Raw genomic sequence first — 21,209 nt, forward strand, 5'->3', positions numbered from 1 at the left:
TGCATAGGTGCACACCCACTCACATCCATGGCGGCCACCCGAACCAAACGCAACACACCTCAGCCCACACAAGACGGCGCACCAGCAACGTCTGCACGACTGCCCTACCTGATTGGGCGCACCGACCGCATCGTCAAGCGTCGCCTGGGCGAGGCGCTCGCCCCGCACGGGCTGACGGTGCCGCAATTCACGGCGCTGTCCGTGCTGCACGCGCGCGGTAGCCTGTCGAACGCGCAACTGGCGGAGCGCTCTTTCATGTCGCCGCAATCGGCCAATGAAGTGGTGAAGACGATGGAGGCGCGGGGCTGGGTGACGCGCACGCCCGATCCGACGCACGGCCGCATCGTCATGCTGGGCCTGACCGACGAAGCGCTCGCGCTGCTGGCGCTGTGCGATGAAGCCGTGAGCCGGCTCGAGCAGGAAATGCTGCAGGGAATCGACGCTGCGCACGCTGCGTTGCTGCACGATCTGCTGCTGCAATGCGGGCGCAATCTGCGCTGAGCGGGGCCTTCAGTTGCCACGGCAGTTGCCGTTATGCAATGTAATAAAGTCAGATCAAAGCGACATATTGATCGGCGGCCCCCGGCGCTAGAATGGCTGGTCCCTGCCTGTCGGGCCGGATCGAACAACCGTCGCCCTCCATCAACGCACCGCGGTTCTGAAACGCCTCCATGTGGATTGTCCAACTCGCGCTGCGAAGGCCGCTGACGTTCATCGTCCTCGCGCTGCTGATCCTGCTGGCGACGCCGTTTACGCTCATGCGTACGCCAACGGACATCTTTCCGGAAATCGACATTCCGGTCGTCAGCATCATCTGGAACTACAACGGCCTGCCCGCCAAGGAGATGGCCGACCGCATCGTGTCAGTCACGGAGCGCAGCCTGACGACCACCGTCAACGACATAGAGCACATCGAGTCGCAATCGTTGAACGGTATCTCGATCGTCAAGGTGTTCTTCCAGCCGACGGCCAACATCCAGACCGCGCTGGCGCAGATCGTTTCGGTGTCGCAGGCGCAGGTGCGGCAGTTGCCACCGGGGACGACTCCGCCGCTGATCATCAAGTATTCAGCGTCGAGCATTCCGATCCTGCAACTCGGCCTGTCGAGCAACACGCTGTCGGAGCAGGAACTCAATGATGCGGCACTGAACTTCCTGCGCCCGCGCCTGATTACGGTGCCTGGCATCGCCGTGCCGTTCCCGTATGGCGGCAAGAGCCGGCAGATCACGGTCGATCTCGACACGCAGAAGCTGCTGGCGCAGGGCCTGACACCGGTGGACATCGTCAACGCGGTGGGCGCGCAGAACCTGATCCTGCCGGCCGGCACGCAAAAGATCGACGCCACCGAATACGGTGTCACGCTCAACGGTACGCCGGGCAGCATCGCCGCGCTCAACGCCATTCCGGTCAAGACCAGCAACGGCGCCACGCTCTACCTGGGCGACGTGGCCCATGTGCGCGACGGTTTCTCGCCGCAGACCAACGTGGTGCGCCAGGATGGCCAGCGCGGCGTGCTGCTGTCCATCCTGAAGAACGGCGGCGCATCAACGCTGGATATCGTCAACAACATCCACAAGCTTCTGCCGGCCGCGGCCGCCGCGCTGCCTCAAGACCTGAAGATCACGCCACTGTTCGATCAGTCGCTGTTCGTGAAGGCGGCCATCGAAGGGGTGATCCGGGAGGCGATCATCGCCGCGTGCCTGACGGCCGCGATGATCCTGCTGTTCCTCGGCAACTGGCGCAGCACGGCCATCATTGCGGTGTCGATTCCGCTGTCGATCCTCTCGTCGATCATCGTGCTGCATCTGATTGGCGAGACCATCAACCTGATGACACTGGGCGGCCTGGCGCTCGCGGTCGGGATTCTGGTGGACGATGCCACCGTCACCATCGAGAACATCGAGCGCCACCTGCACGAAGGCAAGGAGCCTGTTACCGCCATCCTGGACGGCGCCGCCGAGATTGCCGTGCCGGCCTTCGTGTCGACCCTTTGCATCTGCATCGTGTTCGTGCCGATGTTCTTCCTCACGGGCGTGGCGCGCTACCTGTTCGTGCCGATGGCCGAAGCAGTGATCTTCGCGATGCTGGCGTCGTATGTGCTGTCGCGCACGCTGGTGCCGACGCTGGTGATGATGCTCATGACCGGGCACACGCATGGCGCCGGGAAAGCCGACGCAAAACCGAGCACGTTCGGCCGCATCTATCGGGCGTTCAACACACAGTTCGAGCACATGCGCGGCAACTACGCCGCCATCCTGGGCGGCCTGCTGGAATACCGCCGCGTGTTCGCGCTGTCGTTCCTGGGCTTCTGCGTGGCATCGTGCGCGCTGTTCCTGGTGCTCGGCCGCGACTTCTTCCCGGATGTGGATGCGGGCCAGATCCGCCTGCACATGCGTGCACCGTCGGGCATGCGCATTGAAGAGACAGCGCGCCTGGCCGACGAAGTGGAAACGGCCATCCGACAGATCATTCCCAAGAAAGAGCTGTCGACCATTCTCGACAACCTGGGCGTGCCGAACTCGGGGATCAACCTGTCGTACAGCAACGCGGGCACCATCGGCACGCTGGATGGCGAAATCCTGATCGCCCTGCACGAAGGCGAGCGCAAACCCAGCGCCGAATACATCCGCCGCCTGCGCGAAGAATTGCCGAAGCGGTTTCCCGGCGTGGAGTTCGCGTTCCAGCCTGCGGACATCGTCAGTCAGATCCTGAACTTCGGCCTGCCGTCGGCCATCGACGTGCAGTTCTCCGGCGCCGACGTGGCCACCAACCAGCAGCTCGCGGGCGTGCTGGCCAACCGCATCAAGCAGATTCCGGGCGCGGTGGATACACATGTGCACCAGCGCTTCGATCAGCCCACGCTGGCCTTGAACATGGACCGCACCCGCATCCAGCAGGTCGGCCTGGAAGGGCGCGACGTAGCGCAGAACCTGCTGGTATCGCTCAGCTCCAGCTTCCAGACCTCGCCCACGTTCTGGCTCAACCCGATCAACGGTGTGGTGTACCAGGTGGCCGTCACCAGCCCGCAGTACCGCGTCGATTCGCTCGACGCGCTGCTGCGCACGCCGGTGGCGGGCTCGCGCGGTGGCGCTGCACAGGCAGGCGGTCCGCAGTTGCTGGGCAACCTCGTACAAGTCAGCCCCGGGGTGCAGCCGCAGGTCGTCTCGCATTACGACATCACGCCCGTGGTGGATGTGTACGCCGCCGTGCAGGGCCGCGACCTTGGCGCCGTCGCCAAGGAAGTGCAGAAAGCCGTTGACGACATCCGCCCCAAGCTGCCGCGCGGCGCGCAGGTCACGGTACGCGGCCAAGTGAAGACGATGGAGTCGTCGTTCCTCGGCCTGGGTGTGGGGCTGGTGATGGCGATCGTGCTGGTGTACCTGCTGATCGTCGTGAACTTCCAATCGTGGATCGACCCGCTCATCATCGTGACTGCCCTGCCGGCAGCGCTGGCGGGCATCGCGTGGATGCTGTTCGTGACGGGGACCACGCTGTCGGTGCCGTCACTCACGGGCGCCATCATGACGATGGGCGTGGCGACGGCCAACTCGATTCTGTTGATCTCGTTTGCGCGTGAGCGATTGGCCGAAGGCATCGCGCCTGTGCAGGCTGCGCTGGAAGCGGGGGCCACCCGCCTGCGCCCGGTGCTGATGACGGCCCTGGCGATGATCATCGGCATGGTGCCCATGGCATTGGGCCTGGGCGAAGGCGCAGAACAGAACGCGCCGCTTGGGCGCGCGGTGATCGGCGGTCTACTGTTTGCGACCGTCTCGACCCTCTTCTTTGTTCCGGTGGTGTTTGCCAGCGTGCACAACAGATTGCAGCGGCGCGCCGCCCGGCGTAGTCACGATTTGCGGGGAAGCGAAGGACATGTCTGAACAAACATCCGGTGCCCATTCAGGGCCGCGTTCTGGGCCGCATTCTGGGCATCCAGCGGACGGCCCGCCCCACCACGTCGTCACGGTTGACCCGATCGAACAGGTCGACCGCGGCCCCGCCATGCGCCGGGCACGCTGGGTCGTGATTGCCGTCGGGGTGGTGCTCGCGCTGGGCGCCGCGCGCACGCTGGTCGGCCGGTACTACAACGCGCATGCGCTGGAACGGCAGGTGAACGCGCAGACCAGCCGCTACGTCACCACCATCGCCCCCAAACCGGCCGGCGCCAACCGCGAACTGACGCTGCCGGGCACGCTGCAGGGCTACGTTGAGTCGCCCATCTATGCGCGCACCAGCGGTTACGTGCTGCGGTGGTTCAAAGACATCGGTGCGCACGTCGACAAGGGCGAAGTGCTGGCGCTGCTCGACACGCCGGAAGTCGACCAGGAACTGAACCAGGCACAGGCGACACGCAATCAGGCCGCCGCACGCAAGGCATTGGCGCAGACCTCGCTCACGCGCTGGCAGAACCTGCGCCAGAAAGACGCCGTCTCGCAACAGGAACTGGACGAGCGCACCAGCGCCGCCAATCAGGCCCAGGCCGACCTGGCTGCTGCTGAAGCCAACGTGCGCCGTCTGCAGGAACTGCAAGGTTTCCGCCGCGTGGTGGCCCCGTTTGCGGGTGTGGTGATCAAGCGCAATGTCGATGTGGGCACGCTGGTCAATGCCGGCAATGCGGGGGCCAATCGCGAGCTGTTCACGCTTGCGCAGACCGATCCGCTGCGCATCTACCTCTATGTGCCGCAGGCATATTCGCAACAGGTGAAGGTCGGGCAGGACGTGGCCGTGACGCTGGCGGAACTGCCGGGCCAAACCTTCCACGGCACCATCGCGCGCGCCTCGGGCGCTATCGACGCCACCACGCGCACCATGCAGGTGGAAGTGCAGTTGCCCAACAAGGACGGGCGTCTGCTGCCCGGCGCCTATGTGCAGGTTGCCATCAAGGGCAAAGCCAGCGGCGACGAAGCCAGCGCCAGCGCGAAGCCAGATGCACAGGTTGCCTTCACGGTGCCGACCAACACGCTGCTCTTCCGCAAGGAAGGCCCGCGCATTGCCGTGGCGGAAAACGGCCACGTCGACCTGCGCCCCGTCACCATCGGACGCGACTACGGCCGTACGGTTGAAATCGTCTCGGGCCTGAAAGCAACGGACGCGCTGATCCTGAACCCGGCCGATTCCATCGAGCAGGGCGAAGCGGTGACCATCGTCACGCCGGCCCCGGCATCAACGCCCGCGGCTTCCGCGCCGCACGCATCATGATCGGCCGACCGCGACTGCGTACCACCGCGCTGGCGACATCGATGATCGCCGCGCTGGTCGGCTGCTCGCTCGCGCCGACCTACGAGCGCCCGGCCATGTACGTGCCCGCGCACTGGCAAACCGAAGCGCCCTGGCGCGCCGCGCAACCCGCAGACGCCGCGCCCAAAGGGCCATGGTGGCAGCGCTTCAACGATCCGCAGCTCGACAAGCTCGTCACACAGGCGCTGGCGCACAACCAATCGCTCAAGGTCGCGTTGTCGAACCTGGTGCAGGCGCAGGCTCAGACGCGCGTGGCCCGCGCAAGCCTGTTGCCGACCATCACAGCCACCAGCAACGACACGCGTACGCGCACGTCGTCGGAACGGCCGCTCTCTTCATACACGAGCCCGACGATGTCGACGGTGCAAAGCGATTTCGTCCTGCGCGCCGACGCGAGCTATGAAGCCGATCTGTTCGGCCGCGTGCGCAACACCGTCGCCAACGCTGCCGCCAGTGAAGAGCAGGCCGGCGCCAATCTCGAGAACTTCCGCCTGCTGCTCGCCGCACAGGTGGCTACCACCTGGTACAACCTGCGCGAAACCGACGCGGAAATCGCCGTGGTGCAGGAAGGTCTGGCGCTGCAGCGCAAGGCGCTCGATTTCGTTACCTCACGGCATCAGGACGGCGTGGCCTCGGGGCTTGATCTGGCCCAGCAACAGGCGCTGGTGGACAGCACCGCCACGCAGGCCGAACTGCTGACCAAGCAACGCGCGCAGTACGAACACGCGCTGGCTACGCTGGTCGGTACACCGGCACCGGCCTTTCATCTGGACCCTGCACCGCTTGCGGGCACCGCGCCGCAGATTCCGGTGGCGCTGCCTTCCGACGTGATCGAACGGCGCCCCGACGTCGCCGCCGCTGAACGGGGCGCTGCTGCCGCCAACGCGCAAGTCGGCGTGGCGCGCGCTGCGTTCTTCCCGAGCGTGATGCTCAACGGCGGCGCCGGTTGGGAAAGCCGCGATCTTGCGCTGTTGTTTTCTGCGCCCACGCTGTTGTGGTCGTTCGGCACGCAGATCGCCCAGACGGTGTTCGACGCCGGCCGCACGCGGGCGCGTGTGGACTTTGCCAACGCGGCCTACCAGGGCGCGATCGCCAACTACCGGCAGACGGTACTGGGCGCGTTGCAGGAAGTGGAAGATGGCCTTGCCGGCCTGCAATCGCTGGACCGTGCGGCAAACCAGGCGCGCCATGCCGTGGAAAGCGCCCGCAAGGTCTATGACATTGCGAGCGTGCGCTACGAGGGCGGGCTCGCAACCTCGTTGGACGTGATCACCGCGCAGCAATCGCTGTTGAACAACCAGCGCACGGCCGTGCAGATTCTCGGCCAGCAGATGACGACGAGCGTGTTCCTCGTCAAGGCGGTGGGCGGCGACTGGAACCACGCCGCAGCCGCGCCGGCGGCCACGCGGTAGGCGTCAGGCAACGCGGCGCAGGAAACCCGCGCCAACAAAGAGGCCGCCCAGCCAGCTCAGCGTGAGCGCCACGGCAACGAGCAGTTCAAGCAGATCGGTGCCGTCGCCAGGCACGCGCAGCGCCAGCGCAATCACCGCAGCCATCAGCACGCCCGCAGCCAGCACGCTCACAAGCAACGCACCAAGCCCGGTCGACAACGTGCGCACGACCGGCGGATGGACATGCGCCGGCGGACACAGCTCAGACATGCGCGCCCGCACATAGGCCGCCGTGCGGGTGCCGTCGGTGGCATCGGCGTGATGCCGCATCACGTGCATCCAGGTTCGGGTGTCGAGCACACCGGAACTCAGTTCTTGGGCAACGCGCCGTAGCGCCGCGCGTTCGCGTGCGTGGTCGGTGGCGTCAGAGGGCGTTTCATTGGGGGCGGGCTTGTCGAACACGGCCGGTGCTGCAGCAGGATCGGTCAGCCGCACCTCATGCCGATAGGTCACACGCACGCGGCGCGAAAACCAGATGTACGCTGCCGAGCCGATGAGCAGCAGCGCCTCCGCTGCCAGCAGCAGCGTGATCGGCATGCGCCCTGCCGTGCCGCCGGAGGCTTGTGTCGTCCACGCATGAATGCCGCCGCTCATGGCCAGCGTAGCCAGCAACTGGAGCAGGCCGTATCCGAGCCACACCATCGGAAACCAGCGCACACGCAAGAAAGCCAGGGTAACGAGCCCCAGCGGGAAAACGAGCCCAGCGAGCGCCGGTACCGCCCCGATTGGCCCTCCATTGGCTTCGCCGAGCGTGAGCATCATGCCCATCGCCAGCACGATCGCCAGCGCTGGCAGCGTGTTCAGCCACAGCAGCGTCACGAGCCAGCCGCGCACGCCGTACAGGCGATGCGCCCGTGCGCGCGCCGCCGAAATTGCCATCCAACTCTCTTGCATGAAGCTCCCCGACCGGGTCTGCCATGCGTCGCATGTGGCGCAGCATGACTTCGGAATTTTCGCGATTGTGTCACCGGGGCAAGTCAGTTGCCCCCCTCCAAAGTGGGGACAGCCGCACATTGTCGCCAATGTCTTGCCGCATCCAATGCTGGCAAGGCTTTGCGGGTGATTAGTTGTTCTTAATTCAGATATTGAAAACGCTGAGTGTTGTATTGGCGCCTGCGCGCAAGCGCTCCAGCACGGTGAACCCGTGCATGTCCGCTCCGCATACCGGGCCGAACCATTTGCATGTCATGTGGGCAACCAGGCTCTTTACACTCGCTGCAAACCACAAGGAAGCCGATATGCGCCCACACCGTCTGCCGCAGTGCCTGCTGTCCGCCCTCACCCTGAGCCTTGCGCTCGCCGGCGCCGCCAGTGCCGCGCCGGGGCCTGAACCGGTCGACATCCTGATCCGCAACGGCACCGTGGTCGATGGCAGCGGTGGCGCGCCGTTCGTAGCTGACGTTGGCATCCGCAATGACCGCATCGTGCTGGTGCAGCCCTCCGCCGCGGGCGTGCAGGCGAAGACGGTGCTCGATGCGCGCGGGCTGGTGGTGGCGCCGGGTTTTATTGATCCGCATACGCACGCCTATCACAACCTCGTCTCCAAAGACCGTCACCAGAACTTGCCCTATCTGCTGCAGGGCGTGACGACGGTGGTGATCGGCAACGACGGCATCGTGCTCGAAGCTGACGGGCCGGACCTCGATCGCATCGGGCCGACGCTCAAGGCGCTGGAAGCCAATCGCATCGGCACCAACGTAGCCATGCTGGTGGGCCACAACGCCGTGCGCCACCGCGTGATGGGCGACGCGGACCGCGCCCCCACCGCTGACGAACTCAAAGCCATGCAGAGCCTGATGGAAGACGGCATGCGCGACGGCGCATTTGGCATGTCGACGGGCCTCGTGTACACGCCCGGCGTGTTCGCCAAAACGGACGAGGTGGTGGCGCTGGCCAAGACGGTGGCCGCGCGTGGCGGCATCTACGACACGCACCTGCGCGATGAGGGCAACTTCCGCACTGGCCTTGTCAACGCGGTGAAAGAGGCGCTGGACATCGGCCGGCAGTCGGGCATCCCGATCCACATCTCGCACATCAAGGCGCTGGGTGTGGATTCGTGGGGCAAGAGTGCGGAGGTCATCGGGCTGATGCGTGAAGCGCAGGCCGGCGGCATGAACGTATCGGCAAGCCAATATCCGTACACAGCGTCGAGCACACACATCATTCCGGCGCTGGTGCCGGGCTGGGCACGCGACGGCGGCAACGATGCGCTGCTCAAGCGGCTGGAAGATCCCGCCACGCGTGCGCGCATTGCCGCCGACATGGAAAAGGCCATGCAACAGCGCAACGGGCCGGCGGCGCAGGTGCTGATTTCCACCAAGCCCGAATACAACGGGCAATCGCTCGCAGCGCTGGGCAAGAAGCTGGGCGTGAGCCCCGTCGATGCGGCCATCAGCGTGATCCAGCACGGCGGCACGAACATCGTGTCGTTCAACATGAGCGACGCCGATCTGGAAGCCTTCATGAAGGAGGATTTCGTGGTGGGTGGCTCCGACGGCATTGCCGGGCACCCGCGCGAGGCCGGCACCTTCGCACGCCGCATCGGCGAATACGTGACGCGCAAACACGTGATGACGCTGCCGTTTGCCGTTCGCCAGGCCAGCGCGCGCACCGCTGAGATTTTCGGCATCAAAGACCGCGGCACTGTGGAGGCAGGCAAGTTTGCCGACTTGGTCATCTTCGACCCCGCCACCTACGCCGACCGTGCGAGCTATGAACAGCCGGGGCTGCCGCCCGTGGGCGTGCGCTGGGTGCTGGTCAACGGCACGGTGGCGGTGGCCGACGGCAAGGCTGTGCCGGATGTTCTGGCGGGCCGGGCCCTACGCAAGCCAGCCGTTCAGATCACGTCGCCAAGTTCGCGCACGTCGGTGCCGGTGCAGCACGCGAGTATCTCGGCAGGCTCTTCGCTGATGGACAGATAGACATGCCCGACTGCGCTGTCGAAGTACAGGCTGTCGCCGGGTGCCAGGCGGAAGGTGTCGCCGTTTTCGAAGCGCAGTTCGATCTCGCCGCCCAGCACAAAGACGAATTCTTCGCCGGGGTGGCGGATGTAATCCGGAAAATCATCGACCGAGCGTGCGCGGATGTGCGCGCGCATCGGCAACATGCGTTTGCCGGTCAACGCGTCGGCCAGCATGCCGTACTCGTAATTCGGCGTGTCATAGATGACTTGGCCGCCCGAGGGCGTGAAGGTCGGACGTAATGGTCCGGCATCCGGCGTGCGGCGCCGGCCGAGCAGTTGCTCGAACTCCAGCCCGAGCGCCTGCGCCAGTCCGGCGAACTTCTCATACGTCAGTGCAATGTCGCCGCGCTCGGCCTTGGAAATGGTCGACAGCGCCACGCCAGAGCGCTCCGACAGCTCTTGCAGCGTCAGCCCGCGCGCCTTGCGTGCCTCGCGAATGCGCGCGCCGACCTCTTGGTGATTGAGCTGCGCCGGTGCCTCTTCAATGGGTGGATGGGCCTGGATAGCCGCTTTTGCGCTCGATGCCACGCATGTCTCCGGGTTTTCTCGTATACGAGAATTTGATTTTTCTCGTATACGATAACTCAAACCCTCCCCAGCCTCCAACCTAGGAGAGCAGCCCGTGTCGACACTCGCCCTCGACAGCCGCCCCGCGCTGTCACGCACGCAAGTCATTGCCGCTACCACCATCGGCACAGCGCTGGAGTTCTACGACTTCACCATCTACAGCTACTTCGCCATCCAGATCGGGCAACTGTTCTTTCCATCGGCATCGCCGGTGAACCAGTTCCTCCTGTCGATCGGGGTGTTTGGCGTGGGCTTTGTGGTGCGACCGCTGGGCGGCGTCATCATCGGTGCCTATGCCGACCGTGCAGGCCGCAAGAAGGCGATGGTGCTGACCATCATGATGATGGCGCTGTCGTGCGCGCTGATCGCCACGGCGCCCACCTACGCCACGGCCGGCATCTTCGCGCCGATGATCGTGCTGGCCGCGCGCCTGATGCAGGGCTTTGCAGCAGGTGGCGAATTCGGGCCCGGCACCACGCTGCTGGTCGAGTACGCCAGCGACCGCACGCGGGCGTTCTTTGCGAGCTGGAACTTTGCCGCAACCGCATTGGGGCTCGCGCTGGGCGCGGCGGTCGCCACGCTCATCAACGTGACGCTGTCCAAAGAGGCGGTACTCGCCTGGGGCTGGCGGCTGCCGTTCCTCCTGGGCATTTTTGCGGCCCCGGCCGGTATGTTGATCCGCCGCCGACTGGAAGAAACGCTCGACCGCCGTGACGCGGCGCCCGGCCATGTCAAACCGCAGGGTGCCCTCAAGGCCGCACTGACCACACATCTGAAGCTGACCATTCTCGGCACCTTTGCGGAGCTAGGCGGCTCGGTGTCGGTGTACATCACAGCGTTCTTCCTGCCGAGCCACGCGGTGCGCACGCTGCATATGTCGCCCACGGCGGCGGTGGCTTCCGGCGTGGTCAGTTCGCTCGTCCTGTTTGTGGCCGCTCCGATTGCGGGGCGCCTGGCAGATCGCTACACCCGCAAGCGCTTGCTCGTCACCTCGCGCGTCATCATGCTGCTGGCGGTGTACCCGGCGTTTGCCTTCCTGGGCGCGCATCCAACGCCGCTGACACTGTATGCGGTATCCGCATTGCTGGCGGTGTTCGTGGCCGCGCAGATCGTGCCCGTGCTGGTGATGATCCCGGAGCTGTTTCCCAAGCATGTGCGCGCCACCGGCATTGCACTCACGTATGTGGTGAGCGCATCGTTCTTCGGCGGGTTCTCGCCGTTCATCGCGAGCTGGCTGGTGGAACGCACGGGCAACCCGCTGGCACCGGCCTGGTATGTGGCTGCAGCATGCCTGGTGTCACTGGTGCCGGTGATCTGGCTGCGTGACCGCACGGGCGAAGCGCTTTAAAGGGAATGTTCATGTCGCACAACGACACACTCGTCAGCCGTTCTGCAGTGGAACTGCGCCGGCTGATCGGCGCCAAGGAAATCTCGCCCGTCGAGTTGCTCGACGCCTGCATCGCCCGCATCGAAGCCATCAACCCTGCCGTGAATGCCGTCACAGCGACGTGCTTTCCGCAAGCACGCGAAGCCGCAAAAGCCGCAGAGCGCGCCGTGCTCAATGGCGAACCGCTGGGCCTGCTGCACGGCCTGCCGCTGGGCGTGAAGGATCTGGAAGACACCGCCGGCCTGCTTACGACGTACGGCTCGCCCACCGCGCGCAGCAATGTGCCGATGCAGGATGTGTTGCTGGTCGAGCGCCTGCGCGCTGCGGGCGCCGTGCTGGTGGCAAAGACCAACGTGCCGGAGTTCGGTGCCGGCGCCAACACGCGCAACCCGGTGTGGGGCGCAACAGGCAACCCGTTCAACCCGATGCTGAATGCGGGCGGTTCGTCCGGCGGCGCGGCAGCCGCGCTGGCGTGCGACATGCTGCCCGTCTGCACCGGCTCCGACACCGGCGGCTCGCTGCGCATTCCGGCCTCCAAATGCGGTGTGGTCGGCTTTCGGCCATCGCCGGGGCTGGTGCCGAATTCGCGCAAGAAACTCGGCTGGACACCCATTTCGGTGGTCGGCCCGATGGGGCGCACCGTGGCCGAAGCCTGCCTGCAACTGGCCGCCACGGCGGGTCTGTCGGCAAGCGATCCGCTCAGCTTTCACGTCGATCCACTGAGCTTTGCCACGCTCGCGCCCATCGACCTGTCCTCGCTGCGCGTCGGCTGGACGGAAGACTTCGGCTGCTGCGATGTCGATGCCAGCATCCGCACGGTCTTCCGCGAGCGCATTGCCGCCATCGCGCCGATGTTCCAATCGTGCGAACCCGTGCAGTTCGACCTCGGCGAGGTGCATCGCTGCTTTGACGTGATCCGCGCAGAGAGCTTTGTGGCCGGCCTGCACGATGCCTATACGCGCGACCCGGCTTCGATCGGGCCGAACTCGCGCGCCAACTACGAGCTGGGCGCCGCCATGACGCTCGCTGACTGCGCGTGGGCCCAGGCGGAGCAAACACGCATCCTCCAGCGCTTCCAGGCGGCCTTCGGCCAGTACGACGTGATCCTGTCGCCGACGACGCCGGTGTCGCCGTTTCCGTGGAGCGAGCTGTATGCCACGCACGTCGACGGCCGCGCGCAGGAGAACTATTACCGCTGGCTGGCGCTGACGTACGTCGTCACGCTGACCACGCACCCGGCGATCTCATTGCCATGCGGTGTTGACCACGCTGGCATGCCGTTCGGCCTGCAGATCGTCGGGCCGTTCCACGGCGACCGCAAGACGCTTGCCGTGGCGCATGCGCTCGAGCAGGCTTTCGACGCGTCTGCTACGCTGCGGCGGCCGCGGCCGGACCTCGCCAAGCTCACGCAGCCGACGCGGGCACTCCAATCCATCGTCACCGCACCGCCGGTGTTCGATGCCGCCACGAGCGGCATGGGCACCTCGGCCGTCTGAACCTATAACAACCTCCTCGACATGACCGATATCCAACGCCTCCACACCAACGCCCGCATGAGCCAGATCGTGATCGCCAATGGCATCGTGCATCTGGCCGGGCAAGTGCCCGACGTCGACTTCAAGTCGGTGACGGAGCAGACCAACAACATCCTCGAGCGCATCGACGCCCTGCTGGCCGAAGCCGGCGTGGACAAGACGCGACTGATTTCCGCCAACATCTGGCTGACCGACGCCAAGCACTTTGCCGAGCTGAACGCCGCCTGGGAAGCCTGGGTGCCGGTCGGCCACGCGCCTACGCGCGCCTGCGTGCAGTCGGGCCTGATGCGCCCGGGCATTGACGTCGAGATCGCCGTCACGGCATTGGCCAAGCCTTAAGGAGCGGCTCGCCATGCGCTTTGACACCCTTGTGCTGGGCGCCGGCATTGTCGGCGTATCGGTAGCGGTGCATCTGCAGCAACGCGGGCGCGCCGTCGCCCTTGTGGACCGCCGTGCGCCGGGCTTTGAGACGTCGTTCGGCAATGCCGGGCTGATCCAGCGCGAGGGTGTGTATCCGTATGCGTTCCCGCGCGACCTCTCGACGCTGTTGCGTTATGCGAGCAATACGTCGGCCGACGTGCATTACCACCCCGGCGATCTGCCCCGGCTGCTGCCGTTTCTGTGGCAGTACTGGCGCAACTCGCACCCCACGCGGCACGCAGCGATTGCACGTGCGTATGCACCGCTGATCGCGCATAGCGTGAGCGAGCACCGCGCGCTGGCCGAAGCCGCCGGCGCCACGCATCTGATCCGCCCCAGTGGCTGGATCAAGGTCTTCCGCAATGCGGCCACGCAGGACAAGGAAACGCGCAACGTCGAGCGCTGGCAGCGCGAATACGGCGTCGCCTTTGAAGCGCTCGACCCGGCGCGCCTGCGCAGCGTTGAACCGCATCTGGACACATCGCTGCTGGGCGGCCTGCGCTACACGGAAGCGGATTCCGTGAGCGACCCAAACGCGCTGGTCACGGCCTACGCAAAGTATTTCGAGCAACTCGGCGGCCGCCTGTTTGAGGCTGATGCCAACACGCTCACGCCCAACGCACCGTGGCTGCTGCAAACCAAAGTAGGCGAGCTGCGCGCCGACAACGTCGTCATCGCCATGGGCCCCTGGGCGGACGTCATCACCTCACGCCTGGGCTACAGCCTGCCGCTGGCCGTCAAGCGCGGATACCACATGCACTACGCGCCTGCGCAAGGTGCGCAGTTGAACCATCCCGTGCTTGATGCCGACGGCGGGTATGTGCTGGCGCCAATGGCGCGGGGCATCCGCCTGACCACCGGCGCGGAACTCGCGCACCGCGATGCACCCAAGACGCCCGTGCAACTCAACGCCGTCGAGCCCGTCGCCCGCAAGCTCTTTCCACTGGCAGAACGGGTGGATGCGGAACCGTGGATGGGCGCTCGCCCCTGCACGCCCGACATGCTGCCGATCATCGGGCCGGCGCCCCACCATCCAAGCCTGTGGTTCGCGTTCGGCCATGCACACCACGGCCTGACGCTGGGGCCGATTACTGGGCGATTAATTGCGGAAATGATGGCGGGCGAGACACCCACCGTGGATGTTCGCCCGTTCCGTGCACAACGCTTCTGGGATTCAGCGCGCTAGTTCAACCCGCCCTGGCACAGGTACTTGATCGACAGATAGTCGTCGAGCCCGTACTTGGAGCCCTCACGGCCGTAGCCCGACTCCTTCACGCCGCCAAAGGGCGCCGCCTCGCTGGCAAGCGCGCCTTCGTTGATGCCGACAATGCCCGCTTCCAGCGCGCGTGATACCCGCTCGATGCGGCGGATGTCCTGCGTGTAGAAGTACGACGCGAGGCCGAACGGCGTGTCGTTGGCGGCCAGCACGGCTTCGGCTTCATCGACAAAACGGAACAGCGGCGCAACGGGGCCGAACGTTTCTTCGCCGCACAGGGCCATGCCGCTGTTGGCGTCGGCCAGCACGGTGGGCGCATAGAAGTGTTCGCCAACTTCCGGCAAGCGCTTGCCACCGGCCAGCACGCGCGCACCGTTGGCGACGGCGTCCTGCACGTGGCGTTCGATCTTGTCGACGGCGCGAGCGTTGATCATCGGGCCGATCTGCGCATCCGGATCGGTGGCGGGTGCGACTTTCAGCGCGGAAACCCGCTCGGCCAGCATGGCGCCAAAGCGCTCATACACGCCGGCCTGCACATAGACGCGATTCGGGCACACGCACGTCTGGCCGCCGTTGCGGAACTTGGCCGCCAGCAAACCCGTGATGGCCGCATCGAGGTCCGCGTCGTCAAACACGATGAACGGCGCGTTGCCGCCCAGCTCCAGCGACAGCTTCTTCAGCGTGCCCGCCGACTCGCGCGCCAGATACTTGCCTACCGGCGTCGAGCCCGTGAAGGTGATCTTGCGCACGCGGCTGTCGTGCAGCCAATCGGCTACGGCCTCGATACCCCGATCACGCGAGGCGGAAATCATGTTCAGCACGCCGGGGGGCAGCCCTGCTTCCTGCGCGAGCTGCGCCAGTGCCAGCGCCGTGAGCGGCGTGTCTTCCGCCGGCTTAGCGACCACGGTGCAGCCCGCTGCCAGGGCCGGCGCGATCTTGCGCGCAATCATCGCCAGCGGGAAATTCCACGGTGTGATGGCAGCCACGATGCCCACGGGCTCCTTGACGGCGCTCATGCGCTTGCCGCGCTGCTGTTGCGGGATCAGATCGCCGTAGATGCGCGTGGCCTCATCGGCAAACCACGCGACGTACGAGGCGCCGTACATGACCTCGCCGCGCCCTTCGGCAAACGGCTTGCCCTGCTCCAGCGAAATCAGCCGCCCCAGCGCATCGGCATTGGCAACGATGGCCGCGTGCCAGCGGCGCAGGACGGCCGCGCGCTCGGCCGGCAGCGTGTCGCGCCACGCGGGAAAGGCGCGCGCGGCCGCGTCGGTGGCGGCGCGCGCATCAGCGGCGCTGCTGTCGGGCACGTTGGCGATGAGGCTGCCGGTGGCGGGGTCCGTCACGGCAAAGCGCGCGCCGTCGGTGCCGGCAACCCACTGGCCGTCGATCAGGTTGTCGGTGCGCACGAGCCCCGCCTGGCGGAGTTGGTCGAAGCTGAAAGCCATCGTCGAGTCCTTCAAGCCGTTCAACCGAGGTGCGCGGCAATCGCCTCGCCCACCTGCGTGGTGTTGGCGGTGCCGCCCAGGTCTGGCGTGCGGGGGCCTTCCTTCAACACGGTCTCGATGGCCGCGACAATGGCGTCGTGCGCGGCGCGTCCGGCACCCTGCCCCTGCGTCAGAAAATCGAGCATCAGCGCACCCGACCAGATCATCGCAATCGGGTTGGCGATGTTCTTGCCGTAGATGTCCGGCGCCGAGCCGTGCACCGGCTCGAACAGCGAAGGGAAGGTGCGATCCGGGTTCAGGTTGGCGGAAGGCGCCAGGCCAATCGTGCCCGTCGTCGCGGGGCCAAGATCGGACAGGATGTCGCCGAACAGGTTGGTGGCGGCCACCACATCGAAACGGCCCGGCTGCAGCACGAAGCGCGCGGTCAGGATGTCGATGTGCTGCTTGTCGAGCGTGACGTCGGGATAGTTTTGCGCGACTTCCTCAGCGCGCTTGTCCCACCACGGCATGCTGATGGCGATGCCGTTGCTCTTGGTGGCAAGCGTCACGTGTTTTCGCTCACGGCTTTGTGCGAGGTCGAAGGCGAACTTGAGCAGCCGCTCAGCGCCCTTGCGCGAGTAGACCGATTCCTGGATGACGATCTCGCGGTCGGTGCCTTCGTACATGATGCCGCCGAGCGACGTGTATTCGCCCTCGGTGTTCTCGCGCACGACGTAGTAATCAATGTCGCCGGGCTTGCGATTGGCGAGCGGGCACGGCACGCCTTCGAACAAACGCACCGGGCGCAGGTTGATGTATTGATCAAACTCGCGGCGGAACTTGAGCAGCGAGCCCCACAGCGAGACGTGATCGGGCACCGTGGCCGGCCAGCCGACCGCGCCGAACAGGATGGCGTCCATGCCCTGCAGTTGCTGCTTCCAGTCATCCGGCATCATCGCGCCGTGCTGCTGGTAGTAGTCACAGCTGGCCCAGTCGATGTGCTGCGTTTCGAGGCTGATGCCGAAGCGGCGCGCGGCGGCTTCGAGCACGCGCAGGCCTTCGGGCATCACTTCGCGGCCGATGCCGTCGCCGGGGATCACGGCGATCCGGTAGGTCTTGCGGGTCATGTCAGATCCGGTAGAAAGAGGAAGAAGAATCAGGCACCTTGCGGCGCGATGAACTCACGGGCGAGCTTGCGAGCGCCGTTGGCGAACATCAGGATATCAACGCCGGTGGCGACGAAGGTGCAGCCCAGCTCCAGATAGTGACGTGCCAGCGCCGCATCGGACGTCAACGTGCCGGCGGCCTTGCCCGACGCAACAATCGTGCGCACGGCCTTGTCGATGGCAGCCTGCACATCCGGGTGGCCTGCATTGCCACGGTGGCCCATCGATGCAGCCAGATCCGCCGGGCCGATAAACACGCCGTTCACGCCATCCACATCGCAGATGGCTTCAAGGTTTTGCAGCGCGGTAACGGTCTCCGCCTGGACGAGCAGGCAGGCTTCGTCGTCGGCAGTCTGCAGGTAATCGGTGCGGGCGCTCCAGCGCGATGCGCGGCCCACTGCACTGCCCACGCCGCGAATGCCGTGCGGGGGATAGCGCACCGCGCGCACCAGCTCGCGCGCCTCTTCCGCCGTGTCGACCATCGGCACGAGCAGCGTGCGCGCGCCAATGTCGAGCAGGCGCTTGATGAGCGACGGATCGCCGTTGTACGGGCGCACGACGGGCTCGGCGCGGTACGGCGCCACGGCCTGCAGTTGCGCGAGGATCGTGCGCACGTCGTTCGGGGCGTGCTCGCTGTCGATCAGCAGCCAGTCGAAGCCAGCGGTGGCGCTCACCTCCGCCAGGTACGGATCGCTCATCGCCAGCCAGAAACCGATCTGGCGTTGCCTGGCGGCCAGCGCGGCCTTGAACCTGTTCGGGCGGTTAAGCGCGGGCGTTTGCATTGCGTTGGTCATGCGAATGGAGTGTTTCAGAAGTGGGCTCGAAGCTGATGGGTTCCACCTTGCCGAGCAAGAAGAGGTAATTCAGGATCGCCAGGCCGATGAGCGCGGCGGAAAACACCAGCGCCGGAATGAACGAGCCCGTGGCGCCCACGATGGCGCCGGTGACGATCGGGCCAACCACGCCGCCCATGTTCGACACGCTGTTCTGCAGGCCCGCGACCATCGACACGTTGTTGCCCGGTGCCACGTCCGCCGGCAGCGCCCACACCTGCGACGCCGCCACGGTCGTGCCCGACTTGGCGATGCACAGCAGGATGACCGCCACCACCTCGGATTGTGCAAACGCCGCGAGCCCGATGCTCGACGCCATCACCAGCCCGATCACCAGGAAGAGCTTGCGCGTGGCCGTGAGCGAAAGCTTGCCCGATGCATACACGCGGTCTGACGCCCAGCCTGCAAACACCTCCACGAACATCGACACGAACAGCGGCAGCGACGCCATGAAGCCCATCTCCATCAGGCCCATGCCGCGCTCCTTGACGAGGTACGTCGGCAGCCACGTGATGAAGAAGTACGAGTTGTAGTTGATCATGAAGAAGCCGATGCACATCGCCCAGATGTTCCGGTGCGTGAGCAGCTTCGTCCAGGGCACCTTGGGTTCATCCTTGCGGGCTGGCGGCAGGCCGCGTTGGATGTGGGCAAGCTCGGCGGCGTTCACGCCCCGGTGCGCTTCGGGCGTTTCCTTGAACACCGCCCACCACACCACTGCCCACACGATGCCGAGCGCGCCCGTCACCGCAAAGGTGATCTTCCAATCGAACATCACCAGCAGCCACGCGATGAGCGGCAAGGCGACAGCGCTACCCAGCTTGGAGCCGCTATCGAAAATGGCGGCCACCGTGGCGCGTTCCTGCTTGGGGAACCAGCGCCCCGTAATGCCCGCGCTGCTGGGGTACGCACCTGCCTCACCGATGCCCAACGCCACACGCAAGCCCACCAGCGACTTGAAGCCGTTTGCCAGGCCCGTCAACGCCGTCGCAACGGACCACCACAGCACCGCAAACCCGAGCACCTTCTTCTGCCCGAAACGATCGGCCAGAATGCCGGCCGGCAACTGCAGCAGCGCATACGACCAGAAGAACGCCGACATGACGACGCCCATTTCGACGGTGCTCAGCTGGAATTCTTTCTGGATGTGCGGAGCGGCGGCCGACAGCACGGTACGGTCGATGTAGTTGATGGCAATCGCCGCCCACATGAGGCCGGCGACGACCCAGCGCACTTTCGAGCGCGGGCCGCCCTGTGACGTGTCCTGCATGGTTTGTCTCCTGTTTTGTAATAGGTGATGCGTGCCTTCGAGTCGAGGCGCTAACTCACGATGCCCATGTGCCAGGGCACGAATTCATGGTCGCCAAGACCAAGCAACTCACTCTTGGTGCGCTCGCCCGAAGCGGTGCGCAGGATGTGCTCGAAGATATCCTGGCCCATTTCATCCACCGAACGTTCGCCGTCGAGAATGCGGCCGCAGTTGATGTCCATGTCTTCTTCAAGCCGGCGGAACATGGGCGTGTTGCTGGCGAGCTTGATCGTCGGTGCGGGCTTGGAGCCGAACATCGAGCCGCGCCCCGTGGTGAAGCAGATCAGATTGGCGCCGCTGGCAATCTGGCCCGTCACGGCAACGGGGTCGTAGCCGGGGGAATCCATGAAGACGAAGCCGGCGCGGTCGATGGGCTCGGCGTATTCGTACACGGCCTGCAGCGGCGTGCTGCCGCCCTTCATGGCCGAGCCGAGTGATTTTTCGAAGATGTTGGCCAGACCGCCCTGCTGGTTGCCGGGGCCAACCACACCGTTGAACTGGCCGTTGTGGCCGCGCGTGTAGTTCTCCCACCACGCGAGCCGATCGAGCAGCTTCTGGCCGACTTCCGGCGACACCGCACGGCGCGTGAGCATGGTTTCCACGCCGTGGATCTCCGGCGTTTCAGACAGGATGGCCGTGCCGCCGTGGCGCACCAGCAAATCCATTGCCGCACCGAGCGCCGGGTTGGCGGTAATGCCCGAGAAACCATCGGAGCCGCCGCACTCCAGGCCGATCTTGATATGGCTGGCCGATACCGGACGGCGAACGATGTCATTGGCCGCCGGCAGCATCTTCTGGATGGCGGCGATGCCAGCCTCGATGGTGGCGCGCGTGCCGCCGGTGTCCTGCATCACGAGCGTGTGCATCAGCTTGCCGGTTTCCAGCCCTTGGCTCGCCATCAAATCCGCCACCTGGTTCCGCTCGCAGCCCAGGCCGACGATCAGCACACCCGCCAGGTTCGGATGCCGCGCATAGCCCGCCAGCGTGCGGCGCAGCACATCGAAATGCTCCGATGGCGACGACATCCCGCAACCGCTCGTCTGCGCAAACGCCACCACGCCGTCCACATTGGGAAACGGCGCCAAGCGCTCCGGCGTGAACCACGCTGCAATGTTCTTGATGACGGTGGACGAGCAGTTGACCGACGCGAGGATGCCGATGAAGTTGCGCGTGGCCACACGGCCGTCGGGGCGGACGATGCCATTGAACGTTGCGCGCTGCGCCTCCGGGATGTAATCGACCGGGCGCACATCCAGGCCGAAACCCGGGTCGCGCGCATAGTCGATCAGCTCCACGTTGTGCGTATGAACGTGCTCGCCCGCTTCGATATCGCGCGCTGCCCGGCCAATGATCGTGTCGTACTTGCGGATGGCTTGGCCCTGCGCGATCCGCCGCGCGGCGATCTTGTGGCCGGCCGGCACCTGCGCGCGCAGGCGCACCGCGATGCCGTTGATCGACAGGTTCGCCCCCAGCGACAGCCCTTCGCGCGCAATCAGCACGTTGTCTGCCGCGTTCAGCTGAATCAGCGGCCCCGCGTACGTTGGGGTTGCCTGCAACATCCTTTGCTCCTCCGGGCTGCCTTCTGGTGCAGCCGCCGTCTATCGCCAGTTTTGATGTTACCGGTTTATGTAACCGGTAACATTGGCGCAATCGTAGTCGGGTTTTGCGATAATTGCTAGCCCCTTCGTTCCCCTGTGTTTCCCT

16 protein-coding genes are annotated in these 21,209 nt (G+C 65.6%); 9 read left to right on the top strand and 7 right to left on the bottom strand.

Annotation, left to right across the window (positions count from 1 at the left end; genetic code table 11):
* Positions 1 to 27 precede the first annotated feature (27 nt).
* The 4 genes from ACEN9T_RS05355 to ACEN9T_RS05370 all read left to right on the top strand — a co-directional run bounded on the left by ACEN9T_RS05355 (position 28) and on the right by ACEN9T_RS05370 (position 6,647).
* Entirely contained in the window at positions 28 to 501 is a 474-nt protein-coding gene (locus tag ACEN9T_RS05355) for a MarR family winged helix-turn-helix transcriptional regulator (RefSeq protein WP_092970907.1), read from the top strand.
* 170 nt (positions 502 to 671) lie between these two features.
* A complete protein-coding gene (locus ACEN9T_RS05360) occupies positions 672 to 3,878 on the top strand; it encodes an efflux RND transporter permease subunit (protein ID WP_092970906.1) in 3,207 nt (1,068 codons plus the stop codon).
* Positions 3,871 to 5,196: an efflux RND transporter periplasmic adaptor subunit gene (locus tag ACEN9T_RS05365; RefSeq protein ID WP_413705725.1), complete on the top strand. Its 1,326-nt coding sequence runs from the start codon at positions 3,871 to 3,873 to the stop codon at positions 5,194 to 5,196. The genes ACEN9T_RS05360 and ACEN9T_RS05365 overlap by 8 nt, the downstream gene beginning before the upstream one ends.
* The gene (locus ACEN9T_RS05370) at positions 5,193 to 6,647 is read left to right on the top strand and encodes an efflux transporter outer membrane subunit (protein WP_413705726.1); all 1,455 of its coding nucleotides are present in this window, start codon (positions 5,193 to 5,195) and stop codon (positions 6,645 to 6,647) included. Before ACEN9T_RS05365 ends, ACEN9T_RS05370 begins: the two co-directional genes overlap by 4 nt.
* 3 nt (positions 6,648 to 6,650) lie before the next feature.
* Here ACEN9T_RS05370 and ACEN9T_RS05375 read toward each other — a convergent pair whose 3' ends face one another.
* Positions 6,651 to 7,565 carry a hypothetical protein gene (locus ACEN9T_RS05375; RefSeq protein WP_254775618.1) on the bottom strand — a complete coding sequence of 305 codons (915 nt, stop codon included), beginning with the start codon at positions 7,563 to 7,565 and terminating at the stop codon, positions 6,651 to 6,653.
* 359 nt (positions 7,566 to 7,924) lie between these two features.
* On the opposite strand from ACEN9T_RS05375, the gene ACEN9T_RS05380 reads away from it, so the two are divergent.
* A complete protein-coding gene (locus ACEN9T_RS05380) occupies positions 7,925 to 9,607 on the top strand; it encodes an N-acyl-D-amino-acid deacylase family protein (protein WP_413705727.1) in 1,683 nt (560 codons plus the stop codon).
* Here the strand turns inward: ACEN9T_RS05380 and ACEN9T_RS05385 are convergent.
* The gene (locus tag ACEN9T_RS05385) at positions 9,523 to 10,176 is read right to left on the bottom strand and encodes a helix-turn-helix domain-containing protein (protein WP_413705728.1); all 654 of its coding nucleotides are present in this window, start codon (positions 10,174 to 10,176) and stop codon (positions 9,523 to 9,525) included. The two genes, ACEN9T_RS05380 and ACEN9T_RS05385, sit on opposite strands and share 85 nt — an antisense overlap.
* 94 nt (positions 10,177 to 10,270) lie before the next feature.
* Here ACEN9T_RS05385 and ACEN9T_RS05390 point away from each other — a divergent pair, with 94 nt between their 5' ends.
* The 4 genes from ACEN9T_RS05390 to ACEN9T_RS05405 are packed head-to-tail and all read left to right on the top strand — an operon-like array spanning position 10,271 to position 14,743.
* Positions 10,271 to 11,563 carry an MFS transporter gene (locus tag ACEN9T_RS05390; RefSeq protein ID WP_413705729.1) on the top strand — a complete coding sequence of 431 codons (1,293 nt, stop codon included), beginning with the start codon at positions 10,271 to 10,273 and terminating at the stop codon, positions 11,561 to 11,563.
* Between the two features lie 11 nt (positions 11,564 to 11,574).
* A complete protein-coding gene (locus tag ACEN9T_RS05395) occupies positions 11,575 to 13,098 on the top strand; it encodes an amidase (protein WP_413705730.1) in 1,524 nt (507 codons plus the stop codon).
* Between the two features lie 21 nt (positions 13,099 to 13,119).
* Positions 13,120 to 13,476: a RidA family protein gene (locus tag ACEN9T_RS05400; protein ID WP_413705731.1), complete on the top strand. Its 357-nt coding sequence runs from the start codon at positions 13,120 to 13,122 to the stop codon at positions 13,474 to 13,476.
* A 13-nt stretch (positions 13,477 to 13,489) separates the two neighbouring features.
* Positions 13,490 to 14,743, top strand: coding sequence for an NAD(P)/FAD-dependent oxidoreductase (locus ACEN9T_RS05405; RefSeq protein ID WP_413705732.1), 1,254 nt, complete (start codon positions 13,490 to 13,492; stop codon positions 14,741 to 14,743).
* On the opposite strand, the gene ACEN9T_RS05410 is transcribed toward ACEN9T_RS05405, so the two are convergent.
* The 5 genes from ACEN9T_RS05410 to ACEN9T_RS05430 are packed head-to-tail and all read right to left on the bottom strand — an operon-like array spanning position 14,740 to position 21,064.
* Positions 14,740 to 16,221, bottom strand: a complete 1,482-nt coding sequence (locus ACEN9T_RS05410) for an NAD-dependent succinate-semialdehyde dehydrogenase (RefSeq protein WP_092971330.1) — start codon at positions 16,219 to 16,221, stop codon at positions 14,740 to 14,742. The genes ACEN9T_RS05405 and ACEN9T_RS05410 overlap by 4 nt on opposite strands.
* A gap of 20 nt (positions 16,222 to 16,241) precedes the next feature.
* Positions 16,242 to 17,327 (bottom strand): tartrate dehydrogenase, encoded by a 1,086-nt coding sequence (locus tag ACEN9T_RS05415; protein ID WP_413705733.1) that lies wholly within the window; start codon positions 17,325 to 17,327, stop codon positions 16,242 to 16,244.
* Positions 17,328 to 17,356: 29 nt separating this feature from the next.
* Positions 17,357 to 18,160, bottom strand: coding sequence for a 4-hydroxy-2-oxoheptanedioate aldolase (hpaI, locus tag ACEN9T_RS05420; RefSeq protein ID WP_413705734.1), 804 nt, complete (start codon positions 18,158 to 18,160; stop codon positions 17,357 to 17,359).
* Positions 18,129 to 19,466 (bottom strand): MFS transporter, encoded by a 1,338-nt coding sequence (locus ACEN9T_RS05425; protein ID WP_413705735.1) that lies wholly within the window; start codon positions 19,464 to 19,466, stop codon positions 18,129 to 18,131. The genes hpaI and ACEN9T_RS05425 overlap by 32 nt, the downstream gene beginning before the upstream one ends.
* A 50-nt stretch (positions 19,467 to 19,516) precedes the next feature.
* Positions 19,517 to 21,064, bottom strand: coding sequence for a UxaA family hydrolase (locus ACEN9T_RS05430; RefSeq protein WP_413705736.1), 1,548 nt, complete (start codon positions 21,062 to 21,064; stop codon positions 19,517 to 19,519).
* Positions 21,065 to 21,209 lie beyond the last annotated feature (145 nt).

It is taken from the genome of Ralstonia sp. Ralssp110, assembly GCF_047325135.1.
Lineage (GTDB): Bacteria > Pseudomonadota > Gammaproteobacteria > Burkholderiales > Burkholderiaceae > Ralstonia > Ralstonia mojiangensis.

Excerpts from the sequence above, each read along its gene's own strand:
- ACEN9T_RS05355 (WP_092970907.1), top strand. The coding sequence starts at position 28 with ATGGCGGCCACCCGAACCAAACGCAACACACCTCAGCCCACACAAGAC.
- ACEN9T_RS05360 (WP_092970906.1), top strand. The coding sequence starts at position 672 with ATGTGGATTGTCCAACTCGCGCTGCGAAGGCCGCTGACGTTCATCGTC.
- ACEN9T_RS05365 (WP_413705725.1), top strand. The coding sequence starts at position 3,871 with ATGTCTGAACAAACATCCGGTGCCCATTCAGGGCCGCGTTCTGGGCCG.
- ACEN9T_RS05370 (WP_413705726.1), top strand. The coding sequence starts at position 5,193 with ATGATCGGCCGACCGCGACTGCGTACCACCGCGCTGGCGACATCGATG.
- ACEN9T_RS05375 (WP_254775618.1), bottom strand. The coding sequence starts at position 7,565 with ATGGCAATTTCGGCGGCGCGCGCACGGGCGCATCGCCTGTACGGCGTG.
- ACEN9T_RS05380 (WP_413705727.1), top strand. The coding sequence starts at position 7,925 with ATGCGCCCACACCGTCTGCCGCAGTGCCTGCTGTCCGCCCTCACCCTG.
- ACEN9T_RS05395 (WP_413705730.1), top strand. The coding sequence starts at position 11,575 with ATGTCGCACAACGACACACTCGTCAGCCGTTCTGCAGTGGAACTGCGC.
- ACEN9T_RS05400 (WP_413705731.1), top strand. The coding sequence starts at position 13,120 with ATGACCGATATCCAACGCCTCCACACCAACGCCCGCATGAGCCAGATC.
- ACEN9T_RS05405 (WP_413705732.1), top strand. The coding sequence starts at position 13,490 with ATGCGCTTTGACACCCTTGTGCTGGGCGCCGGCATTGTCGGCGTATCG.
- ACEN9T_RS05410 (WP_092971330.1), bottom strand. The coding sequence starts at position 16,221 with ATGGCTTTCAGCTTCGACCAACTCCGCCAGGCGGGGCTCGTGCGCACC.
- ACEN9T_RS05415 (WP_413705733.1), bottom strand. The coding sequence starts at position 17,327 with ATGACCCGCAAGACCTACCGGATCGCCGTGATCCCCGGCGACGGCATC.
- hpaI (WP_413705734.1), bottom strand. The coding sequence starts at position 18,160 with ATGACCAACGCAATGCAAACGCCCGCGCTTAACCGCCCGAACAGGTTC.
- ACEN9T_RS05425 (WP_413705735.1), bottom strand. The coding sequence starts at position 19,466 with ATGCAGGACACGTCACAGGGCGGCCCGCGCTCGAAAGTGCGCTGGGTC.
- ACEN9T_RS05430 (WP_413705736.1), bottom strand. The coding sequence starts at position 21,064 with ATGTTGCAGGCAACCCCAACGTACGCGGGGCCGCTGATTCAGCTGAAC.